23 protein-coding genes, 1 tRNA gene and 1 pseudogene are annotated in these 25,989 nt (G+C 53.0%); 13 read left to right on the top strand and 12 right to left on the bottom strand.

The genetic code is table 11. The features are described 5' to 3' along the window. The first annotated feature begins 16 nt into the window (after nt 1-16). From ACLTX1_RS04310 to ACLTX1_RS04290, 5 genes are all read left to right on the top strand, one after another. The gene (locus ACLTX1_RS04310) at nt 17-2,131 is read left to right on the top strand and encodes an RNA degradosome polyphosphate kinase (protein ID WP_412263786.1); all 2,115 of its coding nucleotides are present in this window, start codon (nt 17-19) and stop codon (nt 2,129-2,131) included. Nucleotides 2,132-2,229: 98 nt separating this feature from the next. After that, nucleotides 2,230-3,306 (top strand): ATP-dependent 6-phosphofructokinase, encoded by a 1,077-nt coding sequence (locus ACLTX1_RS04305; protein ID WP_308448451.1) that lies wholly within the window; start codon nt 2,230-2,232, stop codon nt 3,304-3,306. A 64-nt stretch (nt 3,307-3,370) separates the two neighbouring features. Continuing rightward, entirely contained in the window at nt 3,371-4,252 is an 882-nt protein-coding gene (locus tag ACLTX1_RS04300) for a sugar phosphate isomerase/epimerase (RefSeq protein WP_308448452.1), read from the top strand. Nucleotides 4,253-4,533: 281 nt separating this feature from the next. Beyond that, nucleotides 4,534-5,745: a peptidase T gene (gene pepT, locus ACLTX1_RS04295; protein WP_308448453.1), complete on the top strand. Its 1,212-nt coding sequence runs from the start codon at nt 4,534-4,536 to the stop codon at nt 5,743-5,745. A gap of 20 nt (nt 5,746-5,765) precedes the next feature. Further along, a complete protein-coding gene (locus tag ACLTX1_RS04290) occupies nt 5,766-6,758 on the top strand; it encodes a Gfo/Idh/MocA family protein (RefSeq protein ID WP_412330522.1) in 993 nt (330 codons plus the stop codon). Between the two features lie 70 nt (nt 6,759-6,828). On the opposite strand, the gene ACLTX1_RS04285 is transcribed toward ACLTX1_RS04290, so the two are convergent. Continuing rightward, nucleotides 6,829-7,590 carry a CBS domain-containing protein gene (locus ACLTX1_RS04285; RefSeq protein ID WP_412330521.1) on the bottom strand — a complete coding sequence of 254 codons (762 nt, stop codon included), beginning with the start codon at nt 7,588-7,590 and terminating at the stop codon, nt 6,829-6,831. 95 nt (nt 7,591-7,685) lie between these two features. After that, nucleotides 7,686-7,760: transfer RNA gene (locus ACLTX1_RS04280), tRNA-Thr, on the bottom strand. Nucleotides 7,761-7,953: 193 nt separating this feature from the next. Between ACLTX1_RS04280 and ACLTX1_RS04275 the strand changes: the two genes are divergently transcribed. Both ACLTX1_RS04275 and ACLTX1_RS04270 read left to right on the top strand, forming a co-directional pair. Beyond that, nucleotides 7,954-8,949, top strand: coding sequence for a DnaD domain protein (locus ACLTX1_RS04275; RefSeq protein WP_308448456.1), 996 nt, complete (start codon nt 7,954-7,956; stop codon nt 8,947-8,949). Next, nucleotides 8,933-9,955 carry an ATP-binding protein gene (locus ACLTX1_RS04270; protein WP_412330520.1) on the top strand — a complete coding sequence of 341 codons (1,023 nt, stop codon included), beginning with the start codon at nt 8,933-8,935 and terminating at the stop codon, nt 9,953-9,955. Before ACLTX1_RS04275 ends, ACLTX1_RS04270 begins: the two co-directional genes overlap by 17 nt. A 63-nt stretch (nt 9,956-10,018) precedes the next feature. Here ACLTX1_RS04270 and ACLTX1_RS04265 read toward each other — a convergent pair whose 3' ends face one another. From ACLTX1_RS04265 to prfB, 3 genes are all read right to left on the bottom strand, one after another. Next, nucleotides 10,019-11,710, bottom strand: coding sequence for a M3 family oligoendopeptidase (locus tag ACLTX1_RS04265; protein ID WP_308448458.1), 1,692 nt, complete (start codon nt 11,708-11,710; stop codon nt 10,019-10,021). Nucleotides 11,711-11,868: 158 nt separating this feature from the next. Next, the gene (ectB, locus tag ACLTX1_RS04260) at nt 11,869-13,140 is read right to left on the bottom strand and encodes a diaminobutyrate--2-oxoglutarate transaminase (RefSeq protein ID WP_176820524.1); all 1,272 of its coding nucleotides are present in this window, start codon (nt 13,138-13,140) and stop codon (nt 11,869-11,871) included. Nucleotides 13,141-13,451: 311 nt separating this feature from the next. Next, complete coding sequence (gene prfB, locus ACLTX1_RS04255) at nt 13,452-14,579, bottom strand: peptide chain release factor 2 (protein WP_308448459.1); 1,128 nt, start codon at nt 14,577-14,579, stop codon at nt 13,452-13,454. Nucleotides 14,580-14,921: 342 nt separating this feature from the next. On the opposite strand from prfB, the gene ACLTX1_RS04250 reads away from it, so the two are divergent. The 5 genes and pseudogenes from ACLTX1_RS04250 (at nt 14,922) to rpsR (ending at nt 18,469) form a co-directional block, all read left to right on the top strand. Beyond that, on the top strand, nt 14,922-16,013 hold the full coding sequence (locus ACLTX1_RS04250) for an RING finger protein (RefSeq protein ID WP_308448460.1): 1,092 nt from the start codon (nt 14,922-14,924) through the stop codon (nt 16,011-16,013). A gap of 104 nt (nt 16,014-16,117) precedes the next feature. After that, entirely contained in the window at nt 16,118-16,990 is an 873-nt protein-coding gene (gene galU, locus ACLTX1_RS04245; protein ID WP_308448461.1) for a UTP--glucose-1-phosphate uridylyltransferase GalU, read from the top strand. A gap of 249 nt (nt 16,991-17,239) precedes the next feature. Next, nucleotides 17,240-17,533: pseudogene (gene rpsF, locus ACLTX1_RS04240) on the top strand (30S ribosomal protein S6); the annotation flags it as partial. Between the two features lie 144 nt (nt 17,534-17,677). Further along, nucleotides 17,678-18,181 (top strand): single-stranded DNA-binding protein, encoded by a 504-nt coding sequence (locus tag ACLTX1_RS04235; protein ID WP_412330519.1) that lies wholly within the window; start codon nt 17,678-17,680, stop codon nt 18,179-18,181. Nucleotides 18,182-18,217: 36 nt separating this feature from the next. Then, on the top strand, nt 18,218-18,469 hold the full coding sequence (gene rpsR / locus ACLTX1_RS04230; RefSeq protein WP_176820518.1) for a 30S ribosomal protein S18: 252 nt from the start codon (nt 18,218-18,220) through the stop codon (nt 18,467-18,469). A gap of 143 nt (nt 18,470-18,612) precedes the next feature. Here the strand turns inward: rpsR and ACLTX1_RS04225 are convergent, their stop codons facing one another. Further along, nucleotides 18,613-19,104 (bottom strand): sprT domain-containing protein, encoded by a 492-nt coding sequence (locus tag ACLTX1_RS04225; protein WP_308448462.1) that lies wholly within the window; start codon nt 19,102-19,104, stop codon nt 18,613-18,615. A 105-nt stretch (nt 19,105-19,209) separates the two neighbouring features. On the opposite strand from ACLTX1_RS04225, the gene ACLTX1_RS04220 reads away from it, so the two are divergent. Next, on the top strand, nt 19,210-20,217 hold the full coding sequence (locus ACLTX1_RS04220) for a glycoside hydrolase family 18 protein (RefSeq protein ID WP_308448463.1): 1,008 nt from the start codon (nt 19,210-19,212) through the stop codon (nt 20,215-20,217). A gap of 192 nt (nt 20,218-20,409) precedes the next feature. Here the strand turns inward: ACLTX1_RS04220 and ACLTX1_RS04215 are convergent, their stop codons facing one another. The 6 genes from ACLTX1_RS04215 to ACLTX1_RS04190 form a co-directional block, all read right to left on the bottom strand. After that, the gene (locus tag ACLTX1_RS04215) at nt 20,410-20,868 is read right to left on the bottom strand and encodes a methyl-accepting chemotaxis protein (protein WP_308448464.1); all 459 of its coding nucleotides are present in this window, start codon (nt 20,866-20,868) and stop codon (nt 20,410-20,412) included. After that, complete coding sequence (locus tag ACLTX1_RS04210; protein ID WP_308448465.1) at nt 20,859-20,984, bottom strand: hypothetical protein; 126 nt, start codon at nt 20,982-20,984, stop codon at nt 20,859-20,861. Before ACLTX1_RS04210 ends, ACLTX1_RS04215 begins: the two co-directional genes overlap by 10 nt. 443 nt (nt 20,985-21,427) lie before the next feature. Further along, nucleotides 21,428-22,933 (bottom strand): serine hydrolase, encoded by a 1,506-nt coding sequence (locus ACLTX1_RS04205; protein WP_308448466.1) that lies wholly within the window; start codon nt 22,931-22,933, stop codon nt 21,428-21,430. Between the two features lies 1 nt (nt 22,934). Continuing rightward, nucleotides 22,935-24,317 carry an MFS transporter gene (locus tag ACLTX1_RS04200; RefSeq protein ID WP_412330518.1) on the bottom strand — a complete coding sequence of 461 codons (1,383 nt, stop codon included), beginning with the start codon at nt 24,315-24,317 and terminating at the stop codon, nt 22,935-22,937. Between the two features lie 131 nt (nt 24,318-24,448). After that, on the bottom strand, nt 24,449-25,312 hold the full coding sequence (locus ACLTX1_RS04195) for an AraC family transcriptional regulator (protein ID WP_308448468.1): 864 nt from the start codon (nt 25,310-25,312) through the stop codon (nt 24,449-24,451). 29 nt (nt 25,313-25,341) lie between these two features. Further along, nucleotides 25,342-25,587: a hypothetical protein gene (locus ACLTX1_RS04190; RefSeq protein WP_308448469.1), complete on the bottom strand. Its 246-nt coding sequence runs from the start codon at nt 25,585-25,587 to the stop codon at nt 25,342-25,344. Nucleotides 25,588-25,989: the final 402 nt, after the last annotated feature.

Genomic DNA, 25,989 nt, shown 5'->3' with positions numbered 1-25,989 from the left:
CGAAAGGACGGAAACCATGTCTGATAAAAAGAATTACTATTATAACCGCGAGCTGAGCTGGATGGACTTCAATGCGCGCGTTTTGGAAGAAGCCCAAAAGAAAGATAACCCCCTCATGGAGCGTTTGCGCTTCCTTGCCATCACCGGCTCCAACCTTGATGAATTCTTCATGGTGCGCGTGGCCGGTGTAAAAAGCCAGATCGCCTCAAACTACACAAAGCCGGATGATTCCGGCATGACGCCGAAGGAGCTTCTCTCGGCGCTCGATAAAAAAACGCACGCCTTTATGGAAAAGCAGTATTCCTGCCTATACCGCTCTATTTTGCCGGTCCTCAAAAAGCAGGCGGAAATCGAGTTCCGCACGCCGGAAAAGCTCACGCACGAGCAAAGAGCCTTTACGGACGAGTATTTTCATCGCGTGCTGTTCCCCGTGCTGACGCCGCTCGCCGTAGACAGCAGCCGCCCGTTCCCGATGCTCGCAAATAAAAGTCTGAACCTCGCCGTGCGCCTTTCTTCCAAGGAAAACAAGGGTGAAAAGTGCTTTGCCGTCGTGCAGGTGCCGTCCATTCTGCCGCGCTTTACGGAGCTGCCCGCAGACGGCGACACACGCTGCTTCATTCTGCTCGAGGACATCATCACCGATTATCTTGAGGAGCTTTTCGAGCTGCACGAGATTAAAGCCGTGTGCCCGTTCCGCATCACGCGCAACTCCGATCTCACCATCGACGAGGAAGCGGACGACTTTATGTATGAGATTGAAAAGTCCATCAAGCGTCGTAAGCGCGGCCGTCCCGTGCGCTTGGAGCTCTTGCAGCACACCGATGAAGATACCCGCAAATTTCTCATAAAAGCGCTGAACATCAATGAAAGCGGCATCTACGAGGTGCAGGGACCCATTGACCTCACGTTCTTCTCAAAATTTGCGAATATCCCGGGCTGCGAAAAGCTCTGTTTTGCACCCATTCGTCCCACCACACCCCCGGGCGATTTCTTCGGCTACACCGATATTTTTAAGGCCATCCGTGAGGGCGACCGCCTTGTTCACCATCCATATGAGACATTCGACTGTGTCGTGCAGTTCATCGCACAAGCCGCAGAAGACGAAAACGTACTTGCCATCAAGCAGACGCTCTACCGCGTCAGCGGCAACTCGCCCATCATCGCGTCGCTCATCAAAGCCGCCGAAAACGGCAAACAGGTCACGGTGCTTGTCGAGCTGAAAGCGCGCTTTGACGAAGAAAACAACATCAACTGGGCAAAGAAGCTCGAAAAAGCCGGCTGCCACGTCATTTACGGTCTGACCGGCCTCAAGACCCACTGCAAAATTGCGCTTATCGTGCGCCGCGAAGAAGACGGCATCCGCCGCTACCTGCACCTCGGCACCGGCAACTACAACGACTCCACCGCGAAAATTTATACCGACCTCGGCCTGTTCACCTGCAACGAGCAGTTCGGCGCAGACGCGTCCTCCCTTTTCAATGTCATCACCGGCTATTCCCGTCCGCCGGAGTACAAGCACTTCATCGTTGCGCCGCACGGCATGCGTAGCTTCTTTGAGTACATGATCCGTCAAGAGACCGAAAACGCCAAAAAGGGTTTGCCCAGCGGCATCACGGTCAAAGTCAACTCCCTCGTTGACCCGAAGATCATCGAGCTTCTCTATGAAGCCTCCAAGGCCGGTGTGCGCGTGCAGCTTATTGTGCGCGGCATCTGCTGCCTCATTCCGGGCATCGAAGGCGTCAGCGAGAACATCACTGTCATGAGCATTGTCGGTCAGCTTCTGGAGCACAGCCGTATCTTCCGCTTTGAAAATGCCGGCAACCCGCGCATTTATATGGGCAGCGCGGACTGGATGCCCCGCAATCTCGACCGCCGCGTGGAGCTTGTTTTCCCCATCGAGGACGAAACACAGAAGGCCCGCGCCTTCGGCATTCTCGATACCATGCTGAGCGACACCACAAACGCCCGTTTCATGCAGAGTGATACAAGCTACGAGCACGTTGACCTGCGCGGCAAGAAAAAGATCAGCTCGCAGCTTACATTCTACCACGAAGCACAGGCGCGTCTGAAAGAGCTGCAGTCCATCGAAAAGGACAGCGTTTTGATCCCGATTCACTCCGCGGAAGAATAAGGCTTGCATAGTTGTAAATAAAAGATTATAATAGAATAAATTGAGCGGACTTCGGCGCGTTTTGCTGTCCGCACACCACAACGAAAGGTTGAGGAACGATGAAAAGAATCGGTATTTTAACAAGCGGCGGCGACTGTCAGGGCCTCAATGCCTCCATTCGCGGCGTTGCAAAGTCGCTTTACGAAGAATTCGGCAACGACGTAGAGATTTACGGCATCAAAGACGGCTATAAGGGGCTTATTTTCGGCGAATATAAGCTGATGAAACCGGAAGATTTCTCCGGCATCTTAACGCTCGGCGGTACCATTTTGGGTACCTCCCGCCAGCCGTTCAAGCTCATGCGCGTCATCGACGAAAACAGCGTCGATAAAGTCCAGAACATGAAGGATAACTACAAGAAGATGAAGCTTGACTGCCTCGTTATCCTCGGTGGCAACGGCACACAGAAAACCGCAAACCTTCTGCGCGAGGAAGGCCTCAATGTCGTCTCCCTGCCGAAGACCATCGACAACGATGTCTGGGGCACCGATATGACATTCGGCTTCCACAGCTCCGTGGAGATTGCGACGAATGTCCTCGACTGCATTCACACCACCGCCACCTCCCACGGCCGCATTTTCTGTGTGGAGATCATGGGGCACAAGGTCGGCTGGCTGCCGCTTTATGCCGGCATCGCGGGCGGTGCAGATGTGATTTTGCTGCCGGAGATCCCGTATGATATTGACAAAATCGCAAAAACATTGGATAATAGAATCGCAAACGGCAAGAAGTTCTCCATTCTCGCCGTAGCCGAGGGTGCGCTATCCAAGGAAGAAGCCGCCATGAAGAAGAAGGACTTCAAAAAGGCGCGTGCCGAAATGAAGTACCCGTCCATCGTGTACCGCCTTGCGGACGAGCTTGCCTCCCGTGTGGATAACGAGATTCGTGTCTGCGTACCGGGTCATTTCCAGCGCGGCGGCAGCCCGTGCGCCTACGACCGCGTGCTCTCCACACGCTTCGGCGCGGCAGCCGCAAGGCTCATCCGCGAGAAGAACTACGGCAACATGGTCGGCCTTGTCAACGGCAAGATCGTCCCGGTGCCGCTCAGCGAGGTCGCAGGCAAGCTGAAAACCGTCCCGGTCGATTGCGAAGAAATCCTCGCAGCCCGTGAGATCGGCATTTCCTTCGGCGACTAAATTCGCACAAAACGTCAAAAGAGACGTTTTAATAAAAAGGATTGTATTGAAAGGATTGACCCACATGAAATTTTCCGTCAGTATGTACAGCTACATGCAGAAGATCCGCTCCGGCGAGGCTACTCCGTTTGAGCTGATCGCGAAGACCAAGGAACTTGGCTTTGATGCCATTGAGTTTGTCGATTTCACCGATTTCGGCACCGGCACCAAGGAAGAGCGTCTCGCCCACGCCGAAGAGCTCCGCAAGGAATGCGAGCGCGTCGGCCTTGAGATTTCCGCACTCGTTATGAGCTGCGACTTCATCACCGGCAGCGACGGCGACCTCGATAAAGAGATTGCTCGCGTCAAGGATTACGTCGACATCGCACACGTCCTCGGTGTCACCCGTATGCGCCACGACGCAGCCATTGGCTATGCACGCAACTCTGGTGACTTCTGCCCGTTTGATACGATGCTCCCGCGCCTTGCAAAGGCCTGCAAGGAAATCACCGAGTACGCTGCACAGTTCGGCATCCGCACCATGGTCGAAAACCACGGCTTCTATGTGCAGGATTCCGAGCGTGTTGAGAAGCTCTACGCAGCGGTCGACAACAAGAACTTCGGCCTCCTCACCGATATGGGCAACTTCCTCTGCGCAGATGAGGACCCGGCTTCCGCATTTACAAGAGTTGCGCCGTATGCGTACTATGTCCATGCAAAGGACTTCATCGTAAAGCCGTTTACGGATGCCGATCCGGGCGAAGGCAGCTTCCGTTCCCGCGGCGGTAAGTACCTGCGCGGCACCATTGTCGGCCACGGCAATGTACCGATCAAGCAGTGCATGTATCAGCTGAAGCGTGCAGGTTATGACGATTGCATCTCCATCGAGTTCGAGGGCATGGAGCCGGTCTTTGATGCACTGCGCATCGGCCTTGCAAACCTCAAGAAGTATTGGGCTGAGGTCTGATTCCCCTCATATCCAAAAACCTGATTTAAAGGTTGGGCTTCGTGTCTTTTCGGCACGGAGCCTTTTCTTATGCCCCTAACGAGAGATGTCGTATCACATGTTATACCACTTTGAAATTAACTTCTCTTCTTTTTCGAGTCATATCATTTTAGCACGGACAAAGAAAACAGAGCTTTTTTGTTCCCCCGCTTGCAATACAACTTAGAAAGGTGTACAATGAAAATGAATTTTGCGCATCTGTGTCCTGCATAGCTGCACAAGAACTTAAGGAGTGATTGAAAATGTCCGTTAAAGAAAAATTTCTGGATTACGTAAGCTACGACACCCAGTCCGATTCCTCCAGCACCACCATGCCCTCCACCATGAAGCAAAAGCTGCTCGCACAGCACCTTGCCGATGAAATGGTCGCTATGGGCATTGAAGACGCACACATGGACGAGTGGGGTTATGTTTACGGCACCATTCCCGCAAACTGCGAAAAGAAGAACGTCATCGGCTTCATCGCGCACATGGATACCGCAGAAGAAGTCTCCGGCGCAAACGTCAAAGCCCGCGTCATTGAAAATTACGATGGCGAAGACATTGTCCTCAACAAAGAGCTCGGCATCGTCACCGATGTTGAAAATTTCCCGATTCTCAAAAAATTCAAGGGTAAAACGCTTATCGTTACCGACGGTACCACCTTGCTCGGCGCAGACGACAAGGCAGGCGTAGCCGAGATCATGCAGGCTGCGGAAGACATCATCAAAAACAATCTCCCCCACGGCGAAATCCATATCGCATTTACCCCGGACGAGGAAATCGGCGCAGGCCCGGATAAGTTCGACGTCAAGGGCTTCGGCTGCGATTTCGCCTACACGCTCGACGGCGGCGAGCTTGGCGGCCTCGATTATGAAAACTTCAACGGCACCTCCGCCGAAGTGGAGATCACCGGCAGAAGCGTGCATCCGGGCAGCGCAAAGAACAAGATGATCAACGCAAGCCGTGTCGCCATGGAGTTCGCTTCCCTGCTGCCGAGCCGCGAAGTGCCGGAAAACACCGAGGGCTACGAAGGCTTTGCGCACCTCAACAACATGGAGGGCGACGTAGAGCACGCTCACCTGCACTACATCATCCGCGACCACGACCGCGACCTTCTGGAAGCGAGAAAGGATAAATTCAACCTCGCGGCCGAGTTCATCAACCGCAAGTACGGCTTAGAGCTCGTCAAGGTCACACTGAAGGACGCATACTCCAACATGAAAGAAATGATCCTGCCGCATCAGGAAATCCTTGACGTTGCCCGCACCGCCATGCGCAAAAACGGCGTAGAGCCGGTCACCACCCCCATTCGCGGCGGCACAGACGGCGCACGCCTGTCCTTTATGGGTCTGCCCTGCCCGAACCTCTGCACCGGCGGCGAGCTTGCGCACGGCAGAAACGAATTTGCCGTTCTGGAAGAGATGGAGACCATCGTCGAGATCGTCAAGTCCATCGCCGAGCTCGTTGAATAATGGGAAAGGAACCTGAAACTATGCTGCGATTTGGAACGATCGGCACCGGCTGGATCGCGAACAGCTACGTAGACGGCGCTTTGGACAGCGGCCTGTGGCAGCTCACCGCCGTTTACTCCCGCACAAAAGAGAAAGGTCTGGCTTTTGCAGCGCCTTACGGCGTTAAAACCATCTTTACCGACCTCGAAGAAATGGCCGCAACGGACAAAATCGACGCGGTGTATATCGCAAGCCCGAACAAACTGCATATCGAGCAGGCACGTGTTTTTCTGGAGCACGGCAAGCACGTCATTTGCGAAAAGCCGCTTTCCGCCCACGCAAAAGATGTAGCAGAGCTGCAGGCGCTTGCAAAAGAGTGCGGGCTCATCTACCTTGAAGCCATCATGTTTATGCACCTGCCGCAGAGAAAGCTTTTGGAAGAAGCTTTAAAAAAGATCGGCGATATCTCCGTGGCGAAGATTGATTTCTGCCAGCGCTCTTCAAAGTACGATGCGTACCTCGCGGGCAGCCTGCCGAATATCTTTAACCCCGCGCTCGAGACCGGCGCTTTGATGGATCTCGGCGTTTATTGCGTCTATCCCGCGCTGTATCTGTTCGGTAAGCCGCAGAACACGCTCGCCGTGTCGCATTTATTGGCGTCCGGCGCAGACGGCAGCGACATTGTCGCCATGCAGTACCCGGATAAGCTCGTGAACCTCGTGTTCTCCAAGGTCGGTCAGGCCGGCGCGAACACGGATTTTCAGGGCACAAACGGCACTGTATCCGTGGAGTCCATCTCAAAACTCGCCAACATCTCCATCCGTTATAACAACGGCACCGTAGAGGAAGTTTGCGGCGAAGAAGAAAAATTCAAGCTGATGGGCTACGAAGCGAAGGATTTTTACCGCTATATTACAGAGCCCGAAGCTTCCCATGCGGAATACGAGCAGTGCTCCGCCCTCGCTTACGACGTTTCCGTCTATATGGAAGAAATCCGCAAGCTCGCGAACATCCGCTTCCCCTCCGACAACTAAAACATAAAACAAAACGACACCGCATGATGAAGTCTTTTCCCGTGCGGTGTCGTTTTCGTATGGAGTGAATTCAGTTCTTAGCGTCTCTATTGTTCTTTTTACGCGGGCTTTCCGGGTCTTCATCTGTGTGCCGAATATCCTGCATTACGTCCCATGGCGTCAGCATACCGAGCAATGGCTCATCTCGGCTCCCCGTCTTCGTGATGAAAATGACCGAAAGGCGTTTGTTGCGACCACGTATCTTCTCAAACATACGCCGCGCCTCAATGCAGGTCGTTTTCTCGTCGACAAACGCAAAGTTTTCCACATGCTTTTCTACGGCCAGCATTTTTCCAAGCTGTGAAAGCGTCGTTTCCTTCGTGATGCGTAAGGTTGGGTCACGCAAAATGCACGAAAAGATTGTGGACACGCTGAATACACCGAGAAATTTCTCTTTTTCTATAACCGGAATGTGCGAAAAGCCGCTCTTGTCCATGCTTTCCATCAAATTTAAAACGCGAGAAGAAAGCCTTGCACAGCGAATGCTGCTGCCTTTTGTCGCAAAGTCGAGTGCAAGCGGCGGACGGCAAACGTAGTCGAGCGCCTCCCGCAGTGCTTCCACCACCGGCTCGCTCGGCTCCACGATCGGCTCGCCGCCGAGGTTCGCATTGTGCGTCATCAAATTGCGGATTTCCCGGCAGAGATTCAACGTCTCGCGCACAGGCGCGCTTTCATAATGGTTGATGTATTCAAAAACCACGCTAGAATACCGCCGCTGCTTTGCGGTGCTGAACTTTACCTCAAGCTCATCCTCCAGCTGTTTATATAAATCGATAAATTCATCGCTGCGCATGGATCACACTCCTTTGTTTAAGGATACCACAAAAAATACCTCCGCGCAAGGCTTTGCAGATAACAAAAAACCCGATACAAATTGTACCGGGTTTCTGGAGCTGATGGTCAGAATCGAACTGACAACCTGTTCATTACGAGTGAACTGCTCTGCCATTGAGCCACATCAGCATATTGGGTTTTGCAACGTTAATTATTATACCGAATTTTCTCCGTAAAGTCAACCCCTATCGCGAATTTTCTTTTAAAAAATATTTCGTGCGGACAAAATCCGCCTACGCCGGGCGGTTTACGGTTGTAACCACGCACAATGTGTGGTACAATGATACATACAGAAATTCAAGATGGGAAAGGGCGGCTTTTCATGGGTTATAAGCTGGAGCTCGGCGCATGGAGCGCGGTTTTCGCCGTGCCGAACGCGCTTGTAGATCGATATATCAAGGAGGCGGACGGAGATCAGCTCAAGGTCATGCTGTGGCTTCTGCGCCATAACGGGCGGCCGTATGCAGCGGAGGATCTTGCAGCCGCGCTCGGCATCACCCCGCAGCGTGTCGATACCGCGCTCGGCTTCTGGATGAAAAGCGGCCTCATTTGCAGCGTTGATACCCCGCTTGATACCGCCCTTACGCCGAATCACGTGGAGAGCCCCACGCCCGTCGCACCGCAGCCAAAGGCCGCTCCAACACAGCCGCAGCGCCCCACCGCGCCGAAGCGTATGCTGCGCCCGGACGGGCTTTATATCTCGGAGCGCGTAGAATCCTCCCCGGAGATTCGCCGCCTTGTAGAGGAAGCGCAGAACCTGCTCGGCAAAACGCTTTCCCCCGCGCTTTCCGGCACGCTCATTCAGGCGCACGAAGATTACGGCCTGCCGTGCGAAGTCATTTTAATGCTTATCGCCTACGCGAATAAGATTGGCCGCGCAAACACGAGCTACATCGAATCCACCGTGCGCAACTGGGCAGATTCCAACATTTTAAGCATCGCCGCCGCGGAGGAAAAGCTGCGCGAGCTCGACGAGACCGCCATCGCATGGAAGCGCTGTGAAAATGCGTTCGGCATCACCTCCCGTCGCGCACCCAGCAAAAACGAGAGCCAGTTTGCTCACAGATGGGTGTTCGAGTGGCGTATGCCCGATGAGCTTCTAAACGAAGCCTATAACCGCTGTGTGGATAACACCGGCAAGGTCAACATGAAATACATCAACGCCATTTTGGAGTCGTGGCACAACGCGGACATCCATACCTTGAAAGAAGCCGTGGATGAAAGAATTGCCGCCGAAGCCCGCCGCGAGGGCGCGCATAAGCCTTCTTATGACCTTGACGAATACGAAAAATATGATATTTTTGCTACGGAGAAATAAACCATGGGGATATGCAAGGCAGGTCTACACGCAAGCTGAAAATGAATTAAACAGACGTCGCACCACCGCGCAGGACACCGCACAGCGCCGCTTAGAGAATTTTTACGCCGTCTGCCCCGAAGCGGAGGACGTACGCAGACGCATCGCTTCCACAGCAAGTCGGGCGGCTATGGCCGTTTTGCGCAGCGGCAACGCGCGAGAGACCATGGAAGCTTTAAAAAATGAAAATCTTTCGCTGCAAAAGCAGTTTGCCGATCTCCTCGCCGCGCACGGTCTCACCCGCGCTGACATCGAGCCGCAGTACACCTGCAAGCGCTGCGAAGATACCGGCTATGTAGACGGCCGCATTTGCTCCTGTTACCGCAGTTTATTAAAGCAGATCGCCTACGAAAACCTAAACCGTATCTCCCCGCTGACGCTCTCGTCCTTTGAGGATTTCTCCCTGCTCTATTATTCCGATGTTTCCGTAAACGGCGAGCGTTCCGACCGCGAGCAAATGCGCAACATTTACGACTTCTGCCGGCGCTACGCAGACAACTTCAAAAAGGACAGCGGCAACCTGTTTTTCACAGGCGCTACGGGTCTCGGCAAAACGCACCTTTCCCTCGCCATCGCCGCAGAAGCCATCAATAAAGGGTTCGGCGTAGTGTATGGCACGGCGCAGACTTTTGCCCTTTCTCTCGAGCGCGAGCGCTTCACCCGCACCGAAGAATCCGGCGGCGATACGCTCGATCTTTTAAACGACTGCGACCTGCTCATCATCGACGACCTCGGCATGGAAATCTCGTCGTCTTACATCACAGCAACAATCTACAATGTGATTGATACGCGCATCACGCTGAAAAAGCCGACCATCATCAGCACAAACCTCTCCATGCAGGAGCTCGAAAAGCGTTACAACGAGCGCTTCACTTCGCGCATAATCGGATTCTACGACCGCTTGATCTTCCGCGGTAAAGATATTCGCATGAAGAAAAAGCTCAATCCGCAAAACAAACAAAATTAGCACGCAAGCAAAAAGCCGAACGGCATCGGAGCTTTCCCCGCCGTTCGGCTTTTATAATTTATTTTAATACTTCGCGGATTCAATCTCTTCAATCACGCCGCGCACGGCTTTCTCCACCGCGCCATCTTCAAACGGCACCGGAATGCCGACATAATGCAGCAGATCGAAATAGCCCAGCGTGCCACCCGCTTTGCACAGCTTCAAATAACGTGCCCAAGCGCTCTCGCGGTCTTTCTTCATCTCGTCATAGAAGAAGAATGTGCAGATCTGCGCCAGCGCGTAATCGATATAATAGAACGGGTAGAGGAAAATGTGCTGCTTCTGCATCCAAAAACCACCGTTTTCCAAGAATGCGTTGCCGTCATAATCGCGCCACGGCATATATTTTTTCTCAATACTGCGCCACACACCGCGGCGTTCCTTCGCCGTCATCTTCGGATTCTTATATACCTCGTGCTGGAACTCATCCACGCACGCCATGTACGGGATAACGGCCAGTGCGTCGCACAAATGTGCATAACGGTATTCGTCCGCGCGGTCGCCGAAGAATTTATCCATCCACGGGTAGGTGAAAAACTCCATCGACATCGAGTGGATCTCGCACACCTCGCTCGTAGAGCCCTGCAAAACGCCGATCGGAATCAAACGCTCGCCGAGATATGCCTGGAACGCGTGGCCAGCCTCATGCGTCAAAACGTCCACGTCTGCAGAAGTACCGTTAAAGTTCGAAAAAATGAACGGTGCTTTGTATTCCGGCAAAGATGTGCAGTAGCCGCCAAGGTGCTTGCCCGGGCGCGTCTCAAGGTCAAACAGCTCGTACTTCGTCATGAAGTCGAAGAATTCCTTTGTTTCGGGCGAGAGCGCGCCGTACATTTCGGTCGCCTGCCCCACCATATAATCTTTGCCGCCGATAGGATCTGCGTTGCCGCCTGCAAATGTCAAACTCTCATCGTAGTATTTGACGGAATCCAAACCGAGGCGCTTTGCCTGCGCCTTGCGCATGCGGTCCACCGCCGGCGTGATAACCGTGCGGATCTGCTCGCGGAACTTCTCCACGTGCTCGGGCGTGTAGTCCAGTCTGCCCATATTGCGGTACGCAAGCTCGGTGTAATTGTCATAGCCGAGCTTCTTCGCCATCTCTACACGCACTTCGATGAGCTTATCGTACAACTCATCGAGCTTGTCGGAAACGCCCTCGTAAAGGTTCGCCCACTTTTCAAACGCTTCTTTGCGCTCCTCGCGGTCGGTGCTCTCCATATGTTTTAAAAGACCGTAGAAATTGCAGGTCTCGCCGCGAAAATCCACCTTGCAGGAAGCCGCAGCCTTGGAATACTCCACGGAAAGCTCCGATTCTTTCACAAGCTCCGGGATAATGCGCTCGTCCTGCGTCTTGAGGTCGTTTTCCAAAACCGCGATGAAATGCGCGCCGTATTCCTTTTCAAAGTCCGCACGGAACGGGCCGTTCACAATGTCTTCCTTCATTGCTTTCTCCGCCGGGATCAGGTTCGGCAGATTTTCGTTCAGGTACGCCATTTCCGCTTCGTAGAATTCATCTGTCGTGTTCATCGTGTTGCGGATGCTGCAAAGCGACGCAATCGTAGACAAGTGCGTGTCGAGCTTTTCAGCGTCTAAAAACACCTTTTTCGCTTCCTCAAAGGTCTTTGCTGCCTTAAATGCCTCGCTGTACCGCTTATATTCCTCCACTGCCGCCGCAATGTCCGGTCGGGTGTACGGAAGTTCACTGAATTTCTGCACAACAATACGCTTCCTTTCCAAAATCTATTTGCGCTTATCATACCACCGCTTTGCACATTTTGCAAGTAGTTTTTGTTTATCCTGCACAGCAAAATGTAATCTATGCAAAAAGAGACCGCGCACAAAGCCCGATCTCTATCTTTGAGACAAATTTTAAGTTATTTCAGCTCGCCAACAACCTCACGAATGGACTTCGCCAGAATATTGAGGCCCTTTTCCAGCGTATCCATCGGCACCTTCAGCTCCGGCATGATCTTCACAACGGAATCACGGCGGCCTACACGCTCCACGATGAGGCCGTTTTCAAACGCCTTGTGAATGACTGCCTTCGCAACATCGCCCTCAAACGCGCCAAAATCCACGCCCCACAGCAAACCGATGCCGCGTGTCGTGATGCGGCTGTCAATCGTCTCAATGTTCTCCTTGAGGAACTTCTCCACAAACGGCGCACGTTCACGAACCGCGTCTTCCACGTGCTCGTTCAGCATGAATTCCAGGCCCGCTTTCGCTGCGACCAAAGACAGCTGATAGCCGCGGAATGTGCCGTTGTGCTCGCCCGGCTTCCACTGGTCAAGCTCCGGGCGCAACAGCGTCAGCGCAAACGGCATGCCATAGCCGCCGATGGACTTCGAGAGCGTCACAATGTCCGGCGTGATGCCTGCGCGCTCAAACGAGAAGAACCAACCGGTACGGGAAGCACCCACCTGCACGTCATCGACAATCATCAAAATGTCGTACTTGTCGCACAGTGCGCGCACGCGGCGCAGCCACTCATCGGGCAGCACATAAATGCCGCCGTCCGCCTGCGTCGTTTCCAAAATGATCGCCGCCGGTTTCTCCACGCCGGAGTGGTCGTCTGTGATCAGGCGTTCCATATACGCTACGGTGTCGAGCTCCGGGAACATATACGGTGCCGGAATGTGCGTCACGTTGTAAAGCGGCACGCCTGCACCCTTGCGGGAGTCCGCATTCGTTGTCAGCGCTAAAGAACCCAGCGTCATGCCGTGGAACGCACCCATCAGTGCAAAGACATTGTTGCGCTTCTTTACCTTGCGAGCCAGCTTCAAGGCCGCTTCCACCGCGTTTGTGCCGGTCGGGCCTACAAACTGAATTTTATAGTCAAAGCCGCGTGGGCGAATGACTTCATTTTCAAAATATTCGATGAATTCGCGCTTCGGTTTTGTGTACATGTCAAGCGCGTGCATCACGCCGTCGTTTTGCAAATATTCAACGACCTTCTCTTTGATGTACGGGTTGTTATGCCCGTAGTTCAGCGCGCCGGAGCCGCAAAAGAAGTCGATATACTCCTTGCCGTTCTCATCCGTCTGGATAGAGCCCTTCGCCTTGACGAAGACCGTCGGGAAGTTACGGCAGTAAGAGCGAACTTCGGATTCATACGTTTCAAATGCTTTCGTGTTGTTTGTACTCATGTAGTACCATCCTTTCTACCATGCCATCTGCATGATTCAGCGATCACACGCGTTATGCGTGGGGCTGCGTTTTTCCCGCTCATGAGTTTTGAAGCGAGAGTCAGCGGTCGTTCGGCCAATGTGTAATAAAAATTTTGGCCGGATCCATACGGCACGCACAAATCGTTTTTTGCGATACCGTGATTAAGTTTACCACACTTGTCCGAAAAAAGAAAGGTCTTCTTTCGTAAAAAAACATATATCTCTGCAAAAATTCTGCAAAAAAGAGCAGCGCCTGCAAAAGACGCTGCCCAAATTTACAAAATCTAAATTTATTCGATGTTCTCGCCGAGCGTACCCTGGCTGAGCGCCTTCAGATACGCAGTGATGAAATCATCAAGGTCGCCGTCCATCACCGCGCTGATGTTGCCCTTTTCGCAGCCCGTGCGGTGATCCTTTACGAGCGTGTACGGCATGAAGACATAGGAGCGAATCTGGCTGCCCCACGTGATCTCCTTCTGCTCGCCCTTAATGTCGGAGATTTTTTCAAGGTGTTCACGTTCCTTGATCTCAACGAGCTTAGAGATAAGCATTTTCATAGCCACGTCGCGGTTCTGGTACTGGCTGCGTTCCACCTGACAGGAAACGACAATGCCCGTCGGAATGTGGATCAAACGCACGGCCGAAGAGGTCTTGTTGACCTTCTGTCCGCCCGCACCGCTCGCACGGTACACTTCCATCTTAATATCGTCCGGGTTGATTTCCACGCTGAGGTCCTCGTCAATCTCCGGCATAACCTCCAGAGAGGAGAATGAGGTGTGGCGGCGGCCTGCGGAATCGAACGGCGAGACGCGCACCAAACGGTGAACGCCCGCTTCACTCTTCAAAAAGCCATACGCATTTTCGCCCTCGACAAGGATGGAAGCGCTCTTCAGGCCCGCTTCGTCGCCCTCAAGGTAATCGAGCGTAGAAACCTTAAAGCCGTGACGCTCACCCCAACGGTTGTACATACGGAACAGCATCTCGGCCCAGTCCTGTGCCTCCGTGCCGCCGGAACCCGCATGGAACGTCAAAATCGCGTTCTTACTGTCATATTCGCCGGTGAGAAGCGTTGTCAGACGCATCGTCTCAATCACTTTGCCGATGGCCTCCACTTCCTCCTGTGCCTCCGGCAAAAGAGAAAGGTCTTCTTCCTCATTGCCCATTTCAATGAGCGTCAGCGTATCTTCGCAGCGGGAAACAAGGTTCAGATACGTCTCGTCCTTCTGCTTTAACGCAGCAGTCTTCTGCAAAATCTTCTGTGCAGATTCCATGTTGTCGTAAAAGCCCGGCTCCGCCGCCTTGTTTTCCAGCATCTCCACTTCTTCACGCAGTCTTTCAAGGCCCAGCGCGTCCTTCAATTCATCCAGCGCCGCCTGCTTTTCATTCAGTTCATGTTTTAATACTTCATATTGCAGCATACGTTTTCGTTACCTTTCAAAAATATCCGTCCAAACCCGCCTTCAAACATTTCACGGCGGCGTTCAGCTTAAATGTGCGCAAATCTCTGTTTATTATAATAGATAACCCGCCGTTTGTAAATAGAAAAAATGCGGGAAAACGCACGGTTTCGCTGAAATCTTTATATTAGCCTTTCTTGAAGTTTTACTTCGTTTCCTCGCTGAATTATTAACAGTCTGAAAATTTGCACGCTTTGCATTGCGATTGCGGGCATTTTGTAGTATTATATGAATAAGAAAATAATTCTGGCAGTATTCTGACCGTCTTTCGAATATTGCCAACCGAATTTTGGAGGTTCTGTTTTGGACTACAAAGGCATCAAGTGTCCCGTGTGCGACAAGCCGTTTACGGAAAATGACGATATCGTCGTTTGCCCGGTCTGCGGTGCACCGTACCACAGAGGCTGCTATAAAGAAAAAGGTGTGTGCATTTTCACAGATCTGCATGAAAGCGGCAAGACTTGGGCGCCGCCTGTTCCGCCGGACGCGCCGAACACGGCCAGTGAGCTTAAAGACAAGGAATGCCCGAACTGCGGCACCTTAAACGCCCACAGCGCGCTGTTCTGCAACATCTGCGGCACTTCCCTCACCGGCGCGCCGGATGAACACCGCAACACGGGCTACAACACGCAGCAAAATCCGAATAACGCGAACAATCCGAACGGCTATAACAATTACAATAACCCGTACGGCAGTTATCCCCCGCCGCAAAACAACGCAAACTATCAGAGCCGCGGCTTTGGCGGCGTGCCGTTCGCGTTCGACCCCATGGGCGGTGCAAATCCCGCGGAATTTGTTGCGGATAACGTCACCTACGGCGACGTCAGCAAGGTCGTGCAGCAGAATACGGCGTATTACCTTTCCGTGTTCCGCAATATTAAGTCTTTCGGGCGCAGCAAGTTCAATTTCAGCGCGTTCCTGTTCTCCGGCGGCTGGCTCCTGTATCGCAAGCAGTACAAGGCGGGCATCATCACAACGACAATCATGTTCCTTTTATATATCGCGAACCTGATGCTCTCGTGTTTCGTCGTCAACCCCATCACGACGCACGTCATCGATAACGCCGGCGTGTCTTCATCGGATCTCAGCTACGTGCAGCTTGCAAACCTGCTTTCGCAGTACTTGATGGATAACCCCTCACAGTATCTTTTGTTCTGCCTGCCGCTTTTGTGCAGCGCCCTGATGCTCGGCATTATGATCTTCGTCGGCGTGCGCGCAAACCGCATGTATTTAAATCACTGTGTCCACACCGTGCAGGAGATTAAAAGCGTCAGCAATACGGAAACCGACCTTTCCGCAGAATACACCGCACGCGGCGGCGTGAACGTTGTCGTAACGTTCTGCCTGCTCGCCTGCTACATGATCCTGCGTTGGATCCCGCTCTTTTTGACTTGATTCCAGCTTAAAAGCGACATTACCGCTTACGGCTTCACGCGGTAATGTCGTTTAAGAATAGAACCCCTTTGGAAAATAGGAAGTATATTTGGAGGTATTGATTTATGAAAACCGTCAGAAAAGCCGTCATCCCCGCAGCAGGTCTCGGCACACGCGTGCTCCCGGCATCGAAAGCGATGCCCAAGGAAATGCTGCCCATTGTGGATAAGCCCGCTATCCAGTTTATTGTGGAGGAAGCGGTCCGCGCCGGCATTACGGATATTCTCATCATCACAAACCGCGGCAAATCCATCATGGAAGATCATTTCGACCGCGCCCCGGAGCTTGAGGAGCGTCTGCTCGCAAGCGGCAAAAAAGAAGTGTACGATGAAGTTGTGAACCTTGCGCACTTTGCAAACATCACCTACATCCGCCAGAAAGAGACGCGAGGTCTCGGCCACGCCATCTCCTGTGCCAAAGCATTTGTCGGCGATGAGCCATTTGCCGTTCTCTACGGCGATGACGTCATCCTCGGCGAAGATCCCGCCTGTGGCCAGCTCATCCGCGCTTATAACGAGACCGGCAAGGGTGTCGTCGGCGTGAAAGAGGTCAGCGAAGAAGCCATTCAGCGCTACTCCTCCCTCAAGGTAGAGCCTTTGCACGATAACTGGTTCACCTGCACCGATATGATCGAAAAGCCGAGTAAGGATAAGATTATGTCGCTTTACTCCATCCTCGGCCGCTGCGTATTGCCGCCGCAGATTTTTGACATTCTCGCCCACACCGCACCCGGCGCCGGCGGCGAAATTCAGCTCACCGATGCCATGTGTGAGCTTGCCCGCACCGAAAGCATGATCGCCGTCGATTTCACCGGCAAGCGCTACGATATGGGCAATAAGCTCGGCGTCATGCAGGCACAGGTAGAGGTCGCCTTAAAGCACCCCGAGATTGGCGAAAGCTTCCGCGCCTACCTTAAAGAGCTTGCCAAAACACTTTAAATGTAAAGTTGATTCACGTTACACGTATGTAAAGTCCATTCACTTTGTAAAGTCAGTCAACTTTACAAAGTGCCTATATCGAATTTGATTTTCCAAAAATCCGCCGAGTTCCAAGATTTTTCTTGACTTTGCGGATTTTTATGTTATAATACTTTTGTTAGTTTGTGCTTATGCGTTTTGTGTAACACAAATGACAATCCTTGCTCCGTTTAAAAGTACGGGGCCAAAGTCCAAAAGGAGGTGCAAACCATGACAGAGGTAGTAAAGAACAAGTACGAGACCGTTATCGTTCTCTCCGCAAAGCTCGGTGAGGAAGGTAATGCAGAGCTGGTCGAAAAGTTCAAGGCATTGATTGCAAAGCACGGCACTGTCGAGAGCGTTGACGAGTGGGGTAAGAGAAGACTCGCGTATCCGATCAACAAGGAAACCGAAGGCTACTACACCCTCGTAAACTTCGAGAGCACGCCGGACTTCACCGCTGAGCTGGACAGACGCTATAAGATCACTGACGGCGTTCTCCGTTCCATCATCGTGAAGAAAGATCCCCGTTTTGCAACCGCTGCTGCAAAGCCGCGTAAAGCCGCTGAGCCGAAGCCGATCGACGTTGAGGCTGTCGCAGCCGAGGCTGTCGAAGCAAACGAGTCCGCTGCTGAGTAAGTTTTTTAAAACGAAAGAGAGTTGTTACCTATGTTGAATGTTGCAGTTGTTATGGGCAGACTGGTTGCCGATCCTGAGCTTCTCCACACCCCGAGCGATGTTGCCGTTACCAGCTTCACGCTGGCGGTAGACCGCTCCTATGTTAAGTCCGGCACAGAACGTCAGGCTGATTTCATTGATGTTGTCGCTTGGCGCAGCACCGCGGATTTTGTATGCAAATACTTCCGCAAGGGCCAGATGATGGCGGTTCACGGTTCCATTCAGACACGCACATATACAGATAAGGACGGCAATAAGCGCAAGGCGACTGAGATTGTTGCGAACGATGTCAATTTTGCGGATTCCAAACGCAGTGACAGCGGCGCAAATTACGGTGCCCCCTCCGCCCCGTCTTACGGCAATAATTACGGAAGTAACAGCGCAGCCGGAAATGAAATGCAGCGCCCGGCTTACAGCGAACCCGCTCCCACCTATTCAAGTGGTAACAGCGGAGATTTCGAGGAGATCATCGGGGACGACGACCTGCCGTTCTGATGATCTAACAACGACTAAGATAAGGAGGCTTTCGCAATGGCAGACAGACCGGAGAGAGATAATCGCCGCGGTGGTCGCAAGGGCCGCAGAAAAGTATGCAGCTTCTGCGTTGACAAAGCGGATTACATCGATTACAAGGATGTTGCCAAGCTTCGCCGTTTTATTTCTGAAAGAGGCAAGATCCTCCCCAGAAGAGTTACGGGAACTTGTGCACATCATCAGCGTGGCCTGACAGTCGCTATCAAGCGTGCTCGTCACCTCGCTCTCCTGCCCTTCAGCAGCGACTGATCGTGCAGATCTAATATCAGCGTACAAGGGAGATTTTCGTCGGAAGGTCTCCCTTTTGCTATCCCCCATTGATTTGCAAAACCCGCACTCTGTGCCTTTAACGGTACAGAATGCGGGTTTCTTTTAATTTACTTGAACCGTCATCAGAACAGACGAATGATCTTGCCGCCGCAGCCGCAATGGTACCGCTCCGGATGCTGCACCACTGCCGTGAGTTTCATGCGCGGAAACTGCCTTTTGCATTTTGTACATTGCAGCATATATTTCACCGGTTTCTCCTCGTACTCCACAAGTGCTTCCTTCGTCGTTGCCGTAATGCAGTAGCTATACGCGTTGTTCATCTTACCTGCGTATGTCTTCCAAAGGAGCTTGTGATTCATGCAGCGCGGGCACGTGTGCAAAAGCTCATGCGCCAAAACACTGCGCACACAATTCTCGTCCTTGTCCTCCAAATACGCTGAGACCTCGATTCGATATTCATATTTTTCGCCATGTAATCGCATACAGCGACCGTAGCGTTTTTTTGCGCGCGTGTTGATCTGCACCTCCGGCTCGATGTTGCCCGAGACCGGGATATCCAGCGCACGCACTTCTTCGTAGATTTCTTTCATCAATGCGTTATAATCATACTTCATAAAGTTTCCTCGCTTTTCTTTATTTTACTACTATCTACTACGAAAGAAAAGTGGTATAATTTAAAAGGAAAATCGTTTTCCTATCAATTTTTCGGAGGAATTTTCATGAAGTATTATTCGATCGGCTACGCCGTCAACGACGGTTTGCCGGAAGTTACACGCGAAGATGTACAGAAGCTCACCCACATGAACCTTGCGTTCGGTCTCATCAGCGAAAACGGCCTTTTGGATCTGCACCAGATGACACATCTCGATCTCATCCCGCAGTTCCGCGATTGGAACCCCGCTCTGCGCGTAGTGCTTTCCGTCGGTGGCTGGGGCGCGGGCGGCTTCTCCCTCATGTCCCGTACCGAAGAAGGCCGCCGCGCATTTGCGGAGTCTTGCCGCAAAGCCGTGGAGGAGTATCACCTCGATGGCATCGATATCGACTGGGAATACCCGTGCAGCGACCAAGCTGAGATTGACTGTGACTCGAGCGATAAACAGAACTACACAAAGCTCCTGCAAGCTCTGCGCGACGCCCTTGGCATGAACCGCATCGTCTCCACCGCTGTCGGCGCAGGTGATTATTTCCCGGAAAACACCGAAATGGACAAGGTCGCCGAGATTGTCGATTACGTGCAGCTCATGACCTACGACATGCGCAACGGCTTCACGCATCAGGCCGGCCACCACGCCTCCCTCAGTGCAAGCCGCGGCGATACGAGCAATACGAATACGCGCTACATCGTCGAGCTGTTCCACAACGCCGGTGTGCCGTACAATAAGCTCGTCGTCGGCGCAGCATTCTACTGCCGCCATTACACGGGCGCCGCAAACGTCAACAACGGCCTCCTGCAGGAAGCCAGCGCCGGTATGTACGGCCCGAACTACGACGGTCTCACCGAGGAGTTCCGCCGCGAGCATAACTACACGGAATATTGGGACGAGGACGCTGAAGCCGCATATCTCTGGAACGGCGAAACATTCATCAGCTTCGAGTCCCCCGAGGCTATCCGCCGCAAGTGCGAGTTCGTCAAGGAAAAGGGCATGCTCGGCGTCATGTACTGGGAGCACAGCGCCGACCACACCCGTGAGCTGCTCACTGTCATCGCAAAAACACTGAATATCTAAATTCTAACGGAAAAGGAGCCTGCGCGCATGAAAACCGCGTTCAGGCTCCCTTTTTACCGATAAAAACAAGAACTATCCCTGTTTTTGTAAAATAAAAGACCCATCGGAAATTCCGATAGGTCTTTTGGCGTGGCAGGGGCAGAAGGATTCGAACCCTCGGCACGTGGTTTTGGAGTGGATGTGGAAAAAGCATTAACGGACATACAACAGCCGGTTTTCCGCGCCCCTTATTTTAAAGGTAGCCACCAGGTTTTTCAGCATCTCCGCCTGGCCGGACAGCTCTTCGCTAGCTGCGGCGCTGCGCTGGGCGTTATCCGCGTTGCTGTCCACCACGCTTGAGATCTGCTCTATGCCATAGGCAATCTCTGCAGCGCCCTCCGCCTGGCGGCTGGTGTTTTCAGCAATACTATCGATGAGCCCACTCATCTCGTCAGCATGGGTAACCACTGCTAACATGGACTCCGAAGTCTCCTGCGCGGCCCTGGTCCCCTCATCTATAGAGCCAACGGTTTCACCCAGCAGGACCGTTGTTTCCCGGGCAGCCTCCGCAGACCGGCTGGCAAGAGAACGCACCTCTTCCGCTACCACGGCAAAGCCCTTGTCGGCTTCACCGGCCCTGGCTGCCTCTAGGGAGCCATCCGTCAGGGCCACACGTACAGCCCGGCGGGGTAGGCTTCGTTCTGGTCCACTGTGTGCTTGATGTATGCCTCCATCTCCGGGATGTCCATATCTCCGTATTCGATGGTATCCCGCTGTGTTTCCAGCATTGTAAGGGTCCTGTTCATCCACGCGCTGGTCTCTTGGATAGTCTTACCTGTAGTGGTTTGAAGCAGCTCTTCACTTTTTATCAAGAGTGCGTCAGACACTCTGGAATAGACTACTACAAGCAGCGCCGACACTGTTAGGACAACACTAATAACAATTGCCGAAACAAGCTTAGCCGTTATCCCCTTGGCCTTGCTGACCTTTTTTCGCAACTCGATTTTCTTGCATACCCTTATTCTCTCCTATCTTTCCCGCAGACTGCTGGGACAAAAATCACCTTGCCATATTCAATTTTGTGTATACACTTTTTGTGGAAAAAATCAACTGCTTTTCGGGCACCGTGATAAAGAAAGCGTGAGCAGCAAGCTATAGCATAAAACCGCAGCAGTGGAGAAGTTATCAAAAAAGCAGGCAGCGCTTTTCACGCCGCCTGCTCGAAGCAAGATCACTTTTGCGTTTCCCCGACGAACACCCTGTCCCGGAAGCACACGTTCCGGTCGCTGGTGGCGCCAAAGAGCTGGAACATCCCTTTCACCCCGTCGGTGACCCACAGGAAGAGCTTCTCCCCATCGAATTGGAATTTCCAGGTCTGGTAATGGCCCGTTTCCCGCCAGCAGACTGTGAGTAGCAGGGTATCCTGGTCCACCCAGGTGTGGTGGGCAGAGTAGGACCAGGCCCGAGAGCGCTGTTCCGGCCCCCGCAGGGGGCTGTTGCTGGGGATCTCAATGGCAAAGGTCGTCTCCCCGTGCCGATCCGTTACGCAGGAGCTCTCCAGAGACTGGATGCCGTCCACGGCAATGGCCAGCCGGCTGTTTGCCAGCTGCAGCCGGAGCTGGTGCTGCTCCTGACTGTCTACTGATTTTAAGAGGTATGTCTTGTCCTGCAGCAAGGCCTGCAAATAGGAGGAGCTTGGCTCATACACAGCAGGGGCTTCCCATTGGCAGAGTACCTTTTGCAAATGCTCATAGGCCCAAGCATCCCGCCCCTTTTGGGGATCTGTCAAGTTCGCAAGCAGGTATTGTTCCACCAGAGGGAAGACCCGAGTGCCGTCGATTTCTTCCGCTGTGGTGACGATGACCATGTCCTTTTGTGGAAACACCATAATATACTGACCAAAAGCGCCGTCCGCCCGGTAGCTGCCGGAGTTGTTTTCCCAGATCTGATAGCCGTACCGCTGGCCCCAGCCGGCGCAGCCCTGTCCCAGGGTGGGGACGTGGGGAGCGGTGGCCTCATCAATCCACTCCTCCGAAAGGAGCCGCTGGCCATTCCATAGGCCCTTGTTCAGGTAGAGCACGCCCACCTTGCACAGATCCCTGGGGGCGATAAGCAATCCCCAAGCACCGGTGTTTACTTTGCCGTTGACGTCCCAGCACACGTCGGTGATTCCCAGGGGTTCAAAGAGCTTCTCCTGCAACCACTGAAACAGGCTCTTACCCGTTGTCCGGCTGATGACCTCCGAGAGCATATAGGTGCCGCCGGAGTTGTACACAAAATGTTCCCCCGGCGCGTAAGCCATTTTCCGGGTGAAGAAGATTTCCGGCCAAGGGGTGCCCTCGCTGTTGCACATATCCCCTACGGTGTCCCGTTCATGGCCGGTACTCATGGTCAGCACGTCCCGCAGGGTGATCTCCCTTGCTCGGGGGTCCATGTCTAGGTCTTTGCATTCCGGGAAATAGTCCAGCAGCGGGTCGTTCACATTCACAAGACCCTCCTGCACGGCGAATCCAATGGCTGTGGAGGTGAAGGTCTTGCTCACCGAGTACACCAGCCGCTTATCGCTGGCCCGGAAGGGATAGCGGGCGGCATCCACCACGGCTTTCCCGTGGCGGATGATGTGGAGCGTGCGCAGCTTGTAGTGGGCCTTGTCGCACTCCTGCAGGAAGTTCGCGACGTCGATAGAGGAAATGCCCACGTCCTCCGGTAAGTAGAAACGGTCGAATAAGTCTGCCAAGTTATTCCGCCCCTTCCTTTCTCATGTTGGCCACCTCTTTGTCGGCATCCATCCGGCTGCTGAACAGCACCAGCAAAATACTGCACACCAGGGGGATTACGGCGTAGCCCACAGTCTCCATCACCCGGGTGAAGGAGGACTGGGCCAGGCCTGCGTTGGCCGCTTCGCCGCTGTAGCCGCCAATGGCCAGCACAGCCGCCACGCCCACGCTGCCCAGGAGCATTCCAAACCGCATGCCGAATTGGGCGATGCTGGTGGAAAGGCCGGAGAGGTCGGTTTTGTTTTTTAAGTTGATGTAGTCAGCCACATCGGCGGTAGCGGTACCCAGCAGCACACCAAAGAAAGCGCTGCCAATGCCGTACACCGCATTGCCAATCAAAACGAAGACCAAGTTGGGGACGATCATCAAGGCGTAGCCCACCACCTGGAACAAGGAACCCAGTACAAGCACCTTTCGCTTGCCCAGCTTGGCATTGGCAATAGGTACAATGCCAAACAGGCAGCAGAGGATACCAGGCACCAGCTTTGCATAGCTGATCTGGGTCATGTAGCCGGCATCGCCCAGTACATCACGCAGGAAGTAGATGGCCCTAGAGCCGAAAATCATACCGGCAAAGTTGTAAGTGAGGAACATACCAAACAGCGGGAGGGCGTATTTGCAGCCAAAGACATACTTCAGCTGGGTTTTGACGGGCAGAGAGGGGCGCTTCCGGGCCGCGCTGAGCTGCTGAGCGGCTTCGGCCCACACCTCCGGGGTCTCCCGGCAGATAATGCCGGTGAGGAAGGGCAGGATAAAGCCAATGGAGCAGAAAATCAGGCTCAGACCGAAGTAGCCTTTTTCATAGCCGCCAAAATACATAAGCACCGGCACGCCGTAGGCACTAACGATCAAGTTGGAGATCTGTCCCAAAAGGCCGCCCAAGTTAGTGACCTTTGCTCGTTCCACAGAGTTGGAAGTTATCTTGATGAGCAGGGTGGCGGTGGCGACACTGATAACGGCGCCGAACACAGCTACATGGAGCAGGTAGTTTACAAACACCCAGATCATCCGCCCGGTGGGGCTGAAGCTGGTAGGGGTGTTAAAGATCAGGAACACGGGCAGGGCCACAAAAAAAGCGGTGCCCAGGATCCAGGGGCGGGCCTTACCTATCTTGGTGTGAGTCATGTCAATGAGGAAGCCGCTCAGGCCTTCTGTAACGGCGTTGATGATCCGGGCAGCGGTCATCATGGCGGTGATGAAGCCCATGGAAAGCAGCAGGTTGTCCGTCAAATAGATGGTGAGGAAGCCGCCCATAATGCCGGCAATGCAGCTGGATCCGCAGCCGTTGAGGGCAAAGCCGATCATTTGCGACACAGGGAGCTTATCTTGTTTCTTTTCTGTCATTTTTTCAATCCTCCAAGTCGAAGAAATGCGGCAGGCGGTGCGCGCACTCCGCTTGCAGCTATACTATTAGAATACCACGGGGAGAGTTGAGAAAATATGGCGGAATTGACTGCTCTTTAGGGAGAAATTGACTAATCTTGCCGAAAAAATGGATTTTGGGTAATTTCTTTTCGATAATTTCTAGGGGTACAGCCATAGTATTTTCGGAAACATTGGATAAAGCTGCCTTCATCGGCAAAGCCCGTTTCCAGGGCGATTTCCGAGATTTTTTTGGATGTCTGAGCGAGCAGCTGCTCTGCCTGAAGAACCCGGTATTTGGCTAGGTATTGGGAGAAAGTGGCTCCCGTATACTTTTTGAAAAAGCGGCAGAAATACTCTTTCGAGAAGAAAAACTGCTGCGCCATCTGGGCGGTGTTCAGGGGCTCGCTGTAATGGTCATGAATGTAAGTCAGGATCCCCTCCAGCTTTCGAAAGGGCTCCTGAGAGGTGCTGTCTTTGGCCCGGTCCCGTTCCTGGCAGCACTGGGTGAGCAGGACATAGACAATCTCGCAGATCTGCCGGAGGACAAGCACTGACAGGAAGGGAGTACCCTCCTGCTCATACCACTCGTTAAGCGCAAGGATCAGGGATTGAATTTTCGTATTAGCCTCCTCTGTGAGGACGAAATAGCATGTATCGAAATTGGGGATCAGGCTTTTTAAGAAGGAGTAGCTGATTTGCAGCGTGATGCCGGTGATGGCAAAGCCGTCTGTGGCGAAATAGGGGATGGAGGAGTGGACCTCCCGGCTATTGACCAGCACAATGTGCTGAGGTGTCACATCTTCCACCCGGCCGTTGATAAAAAAGCGCGAGGAGCCTTCAAAAGCTGTATTGATCTCCAATTCCGGATGCCAATGGCTTTTGACAATTTGGCTTCCCGGCCTGGTGTGCCGGATGATGAAGCCCGGGACAGCTCCGTATATCTCCACTTTTTCAAAAATGCCGTGGTCGGGCATGGGAATCAGCTCCTTCCTGTGTTTGTTAATTATACCGGAATCCGTCGAATATAGTACCCTTTTTCTTTACCGACCCAGTTCCACATGACCTCGTAACCAAGCTCATTGAGAACAGCGATATCTTTTGTCAGCGTCCTGCGCTCACACGAAATGCCCATATCTCCAAGCTTGTTGCAAATCTGACTTGTGGAGAGGGGATTCTGCTCATCCGTCTCTTGACGAAGAAGCTCAAGGAGCTTCAGCAGCTTATATTTCAGCCAGTTTTCCTGTGCCATTTGCCATCTCCAAGGGTATTCCTTCAAAAAGGTATAAACTATTATTAAACATTATAGCACAAATCCCGTCGATTTACAAGGTTTTGCTGTCACTTTTCCGCGACATCTCTGTGCTTTCCCGAATTCAAATCCCGTCGGGTGCTGTTTTGCCAACTTCTTTGCTGCGCAAAGAAACGCGAAAAGTAACACGCCAATTTCACTGCCTAAAAGCAAAAAACAGGGGCTGGCGCGGCCTCAATGACCGTTCCAACCCTTGTTTCAGCGGTATTTTCCTATATTGAGGGCTATTTTGCCTCGAAAAGCATGAAAAAACCTCTCTAGTCTTGGTAGACAAAAGAGGTTTCTTTCGTGGTGCGCGAGACGGGACTTGAACCCGTACGTCATAAACACACGCCCCTCAAA

The organism is Hominenteromicrobium sp., from assembly GCF_046974225.1.
GTDB classification, from domain to species: domain Bacteria; phylum Bacillota; class Clostridia; order Oscillospirales; family Acutalibacteraceae; genus Hominenteromicrobium; species Hominenteromicrobium mulieris.
The sequence above is the reverse complement of the archived record's forward strand: the minus strand, read 5'-3'. Positions and strand labels throughout refer to the sequence as shown.

Bases quoted from the DNA above. Each gene is read 5' to 3' on its own strand.
- ACLTX1_RS04310 (WP_412263786.1), top strand. From the start codon at position 17: ATGTCTGATAAAAAGAATTACTATTATAACCGCGAGCTGAGCTGGATG.
- ACLTX1_RS04305 (WP_308448451.1), top strand. From the start codon at position 2,230: ATGAAAAGAATCGGTATTTTAACAAGCGGCGGCGACTGTCAGGGCCTC.
- ACLTX1_RS04300 (WP_308448452.1), top strand. From the start codon at position 3,371: ATGAAATTTTCCGTCAGTATGTACAGCTACATGCAGAAGATCCGCTCC.
- pepT (WP_308448453.1), top strand. From the start codon at position 4,534: ATGTCCGTTAAAGAAAAATTTCTGGATTACGTAAGCTACGACACCCAG.
- ACLTX1_RS04290 (WP_412330522.1), top strand. From the start codon at position 5,766: ATGCTGCGATTTGGAACGATCGGCACCGGCTGGATCGCGAACAGCTAC.
- ACLTX1_RS04285 (WP_412330521.1), bottom strand. From the start codon at position 7,590: ATGCGCAGCGATGAATTTATCGATTTATATAAACAGCTGGAGGATGAG.
- ACLTX1_RS04275 (WP_308448456.1), top strand. From the start codon at position 7,954: ATGGGTTATAAGCTGGAGCTCGGCGCATGGAGCGCGGTTTTCGCCGTG.
- ectB (WP_176820524.1), bottom strand. From the start codon at position 13,140: ATGAGTACAAACAACACGAAAGCATTTGAAACGTATGAATCCGAAGTT.
- prfB (WP_308448459.1), bottom strand. From the start codon at position 14,579: ATGCTGCAATATGAAGTATTAAAACATGAACTGAATGAAAAGCAGGCG.
- galU (WP_308448461.1), top strand. From the start codon at position 16,118: ATGAAAACCGTCAGAAAAGCCGTCATCCCCGCAGCAGGTCTCGGCACA.
- ACLTX1_RS04235 (WP_412330519.1), top strand. From the start codon at position 17,678: ATGTTGAATGTTGCAGTTGTTATGGGCAGACTGGTTGCCGATCCTGAG.
- rpsR (WP_176820518.1), top strand. From the start codon at position 18,218: ATGGCAGACAGACCGGAGAGAGATAATCGCCGCGGTGGTCGCAAGGGC.
- ACLTX1_RS04225 (WP_308448462.1), bottom strand. From the start codon at position 19,104: ATGAAGTATGATTATAACGCATTGATGAAAGAAATCTACGAAGAAGTG.
- ACLTX1_RS04220 (WP_308448463.1), top strand. From the start codon at position 19,210: ATGAAGTATTATTCGATCGGCTACGCCGTCAACGACGGTTTGCCGGAA.
- ACLTX1_RS04210 (WP_308448465.1), bottom strand. From the start codon at position 20,984: ATGCTGGAAACACAGCGGGATACCATCGAATACGGAGATATGGACATC.
- ACLTX1_RS04200 (WP_412330518.1), bottom strand. From the start codon at position 24,317: ATGACAGAAAAGAAACAAGATAAGCTCCCTGTGTCGCAAATGATCGGC.
- ACLTX1_RS04195 (WP_308448468.1), bottom strand. From the start codon at position 25,312: ATGCCCGACCACGGCATTTTTGAAAAAGTGGAGATATACGGAGCTGTC.
- ACLTX1_RS04190 (WP_308448469.1), bottom strand. From the start codon at position 25,587: ATGGCACAGGAAAACTGGCTGAAATATAAGCTGCTGAAGCTCCTTGAG.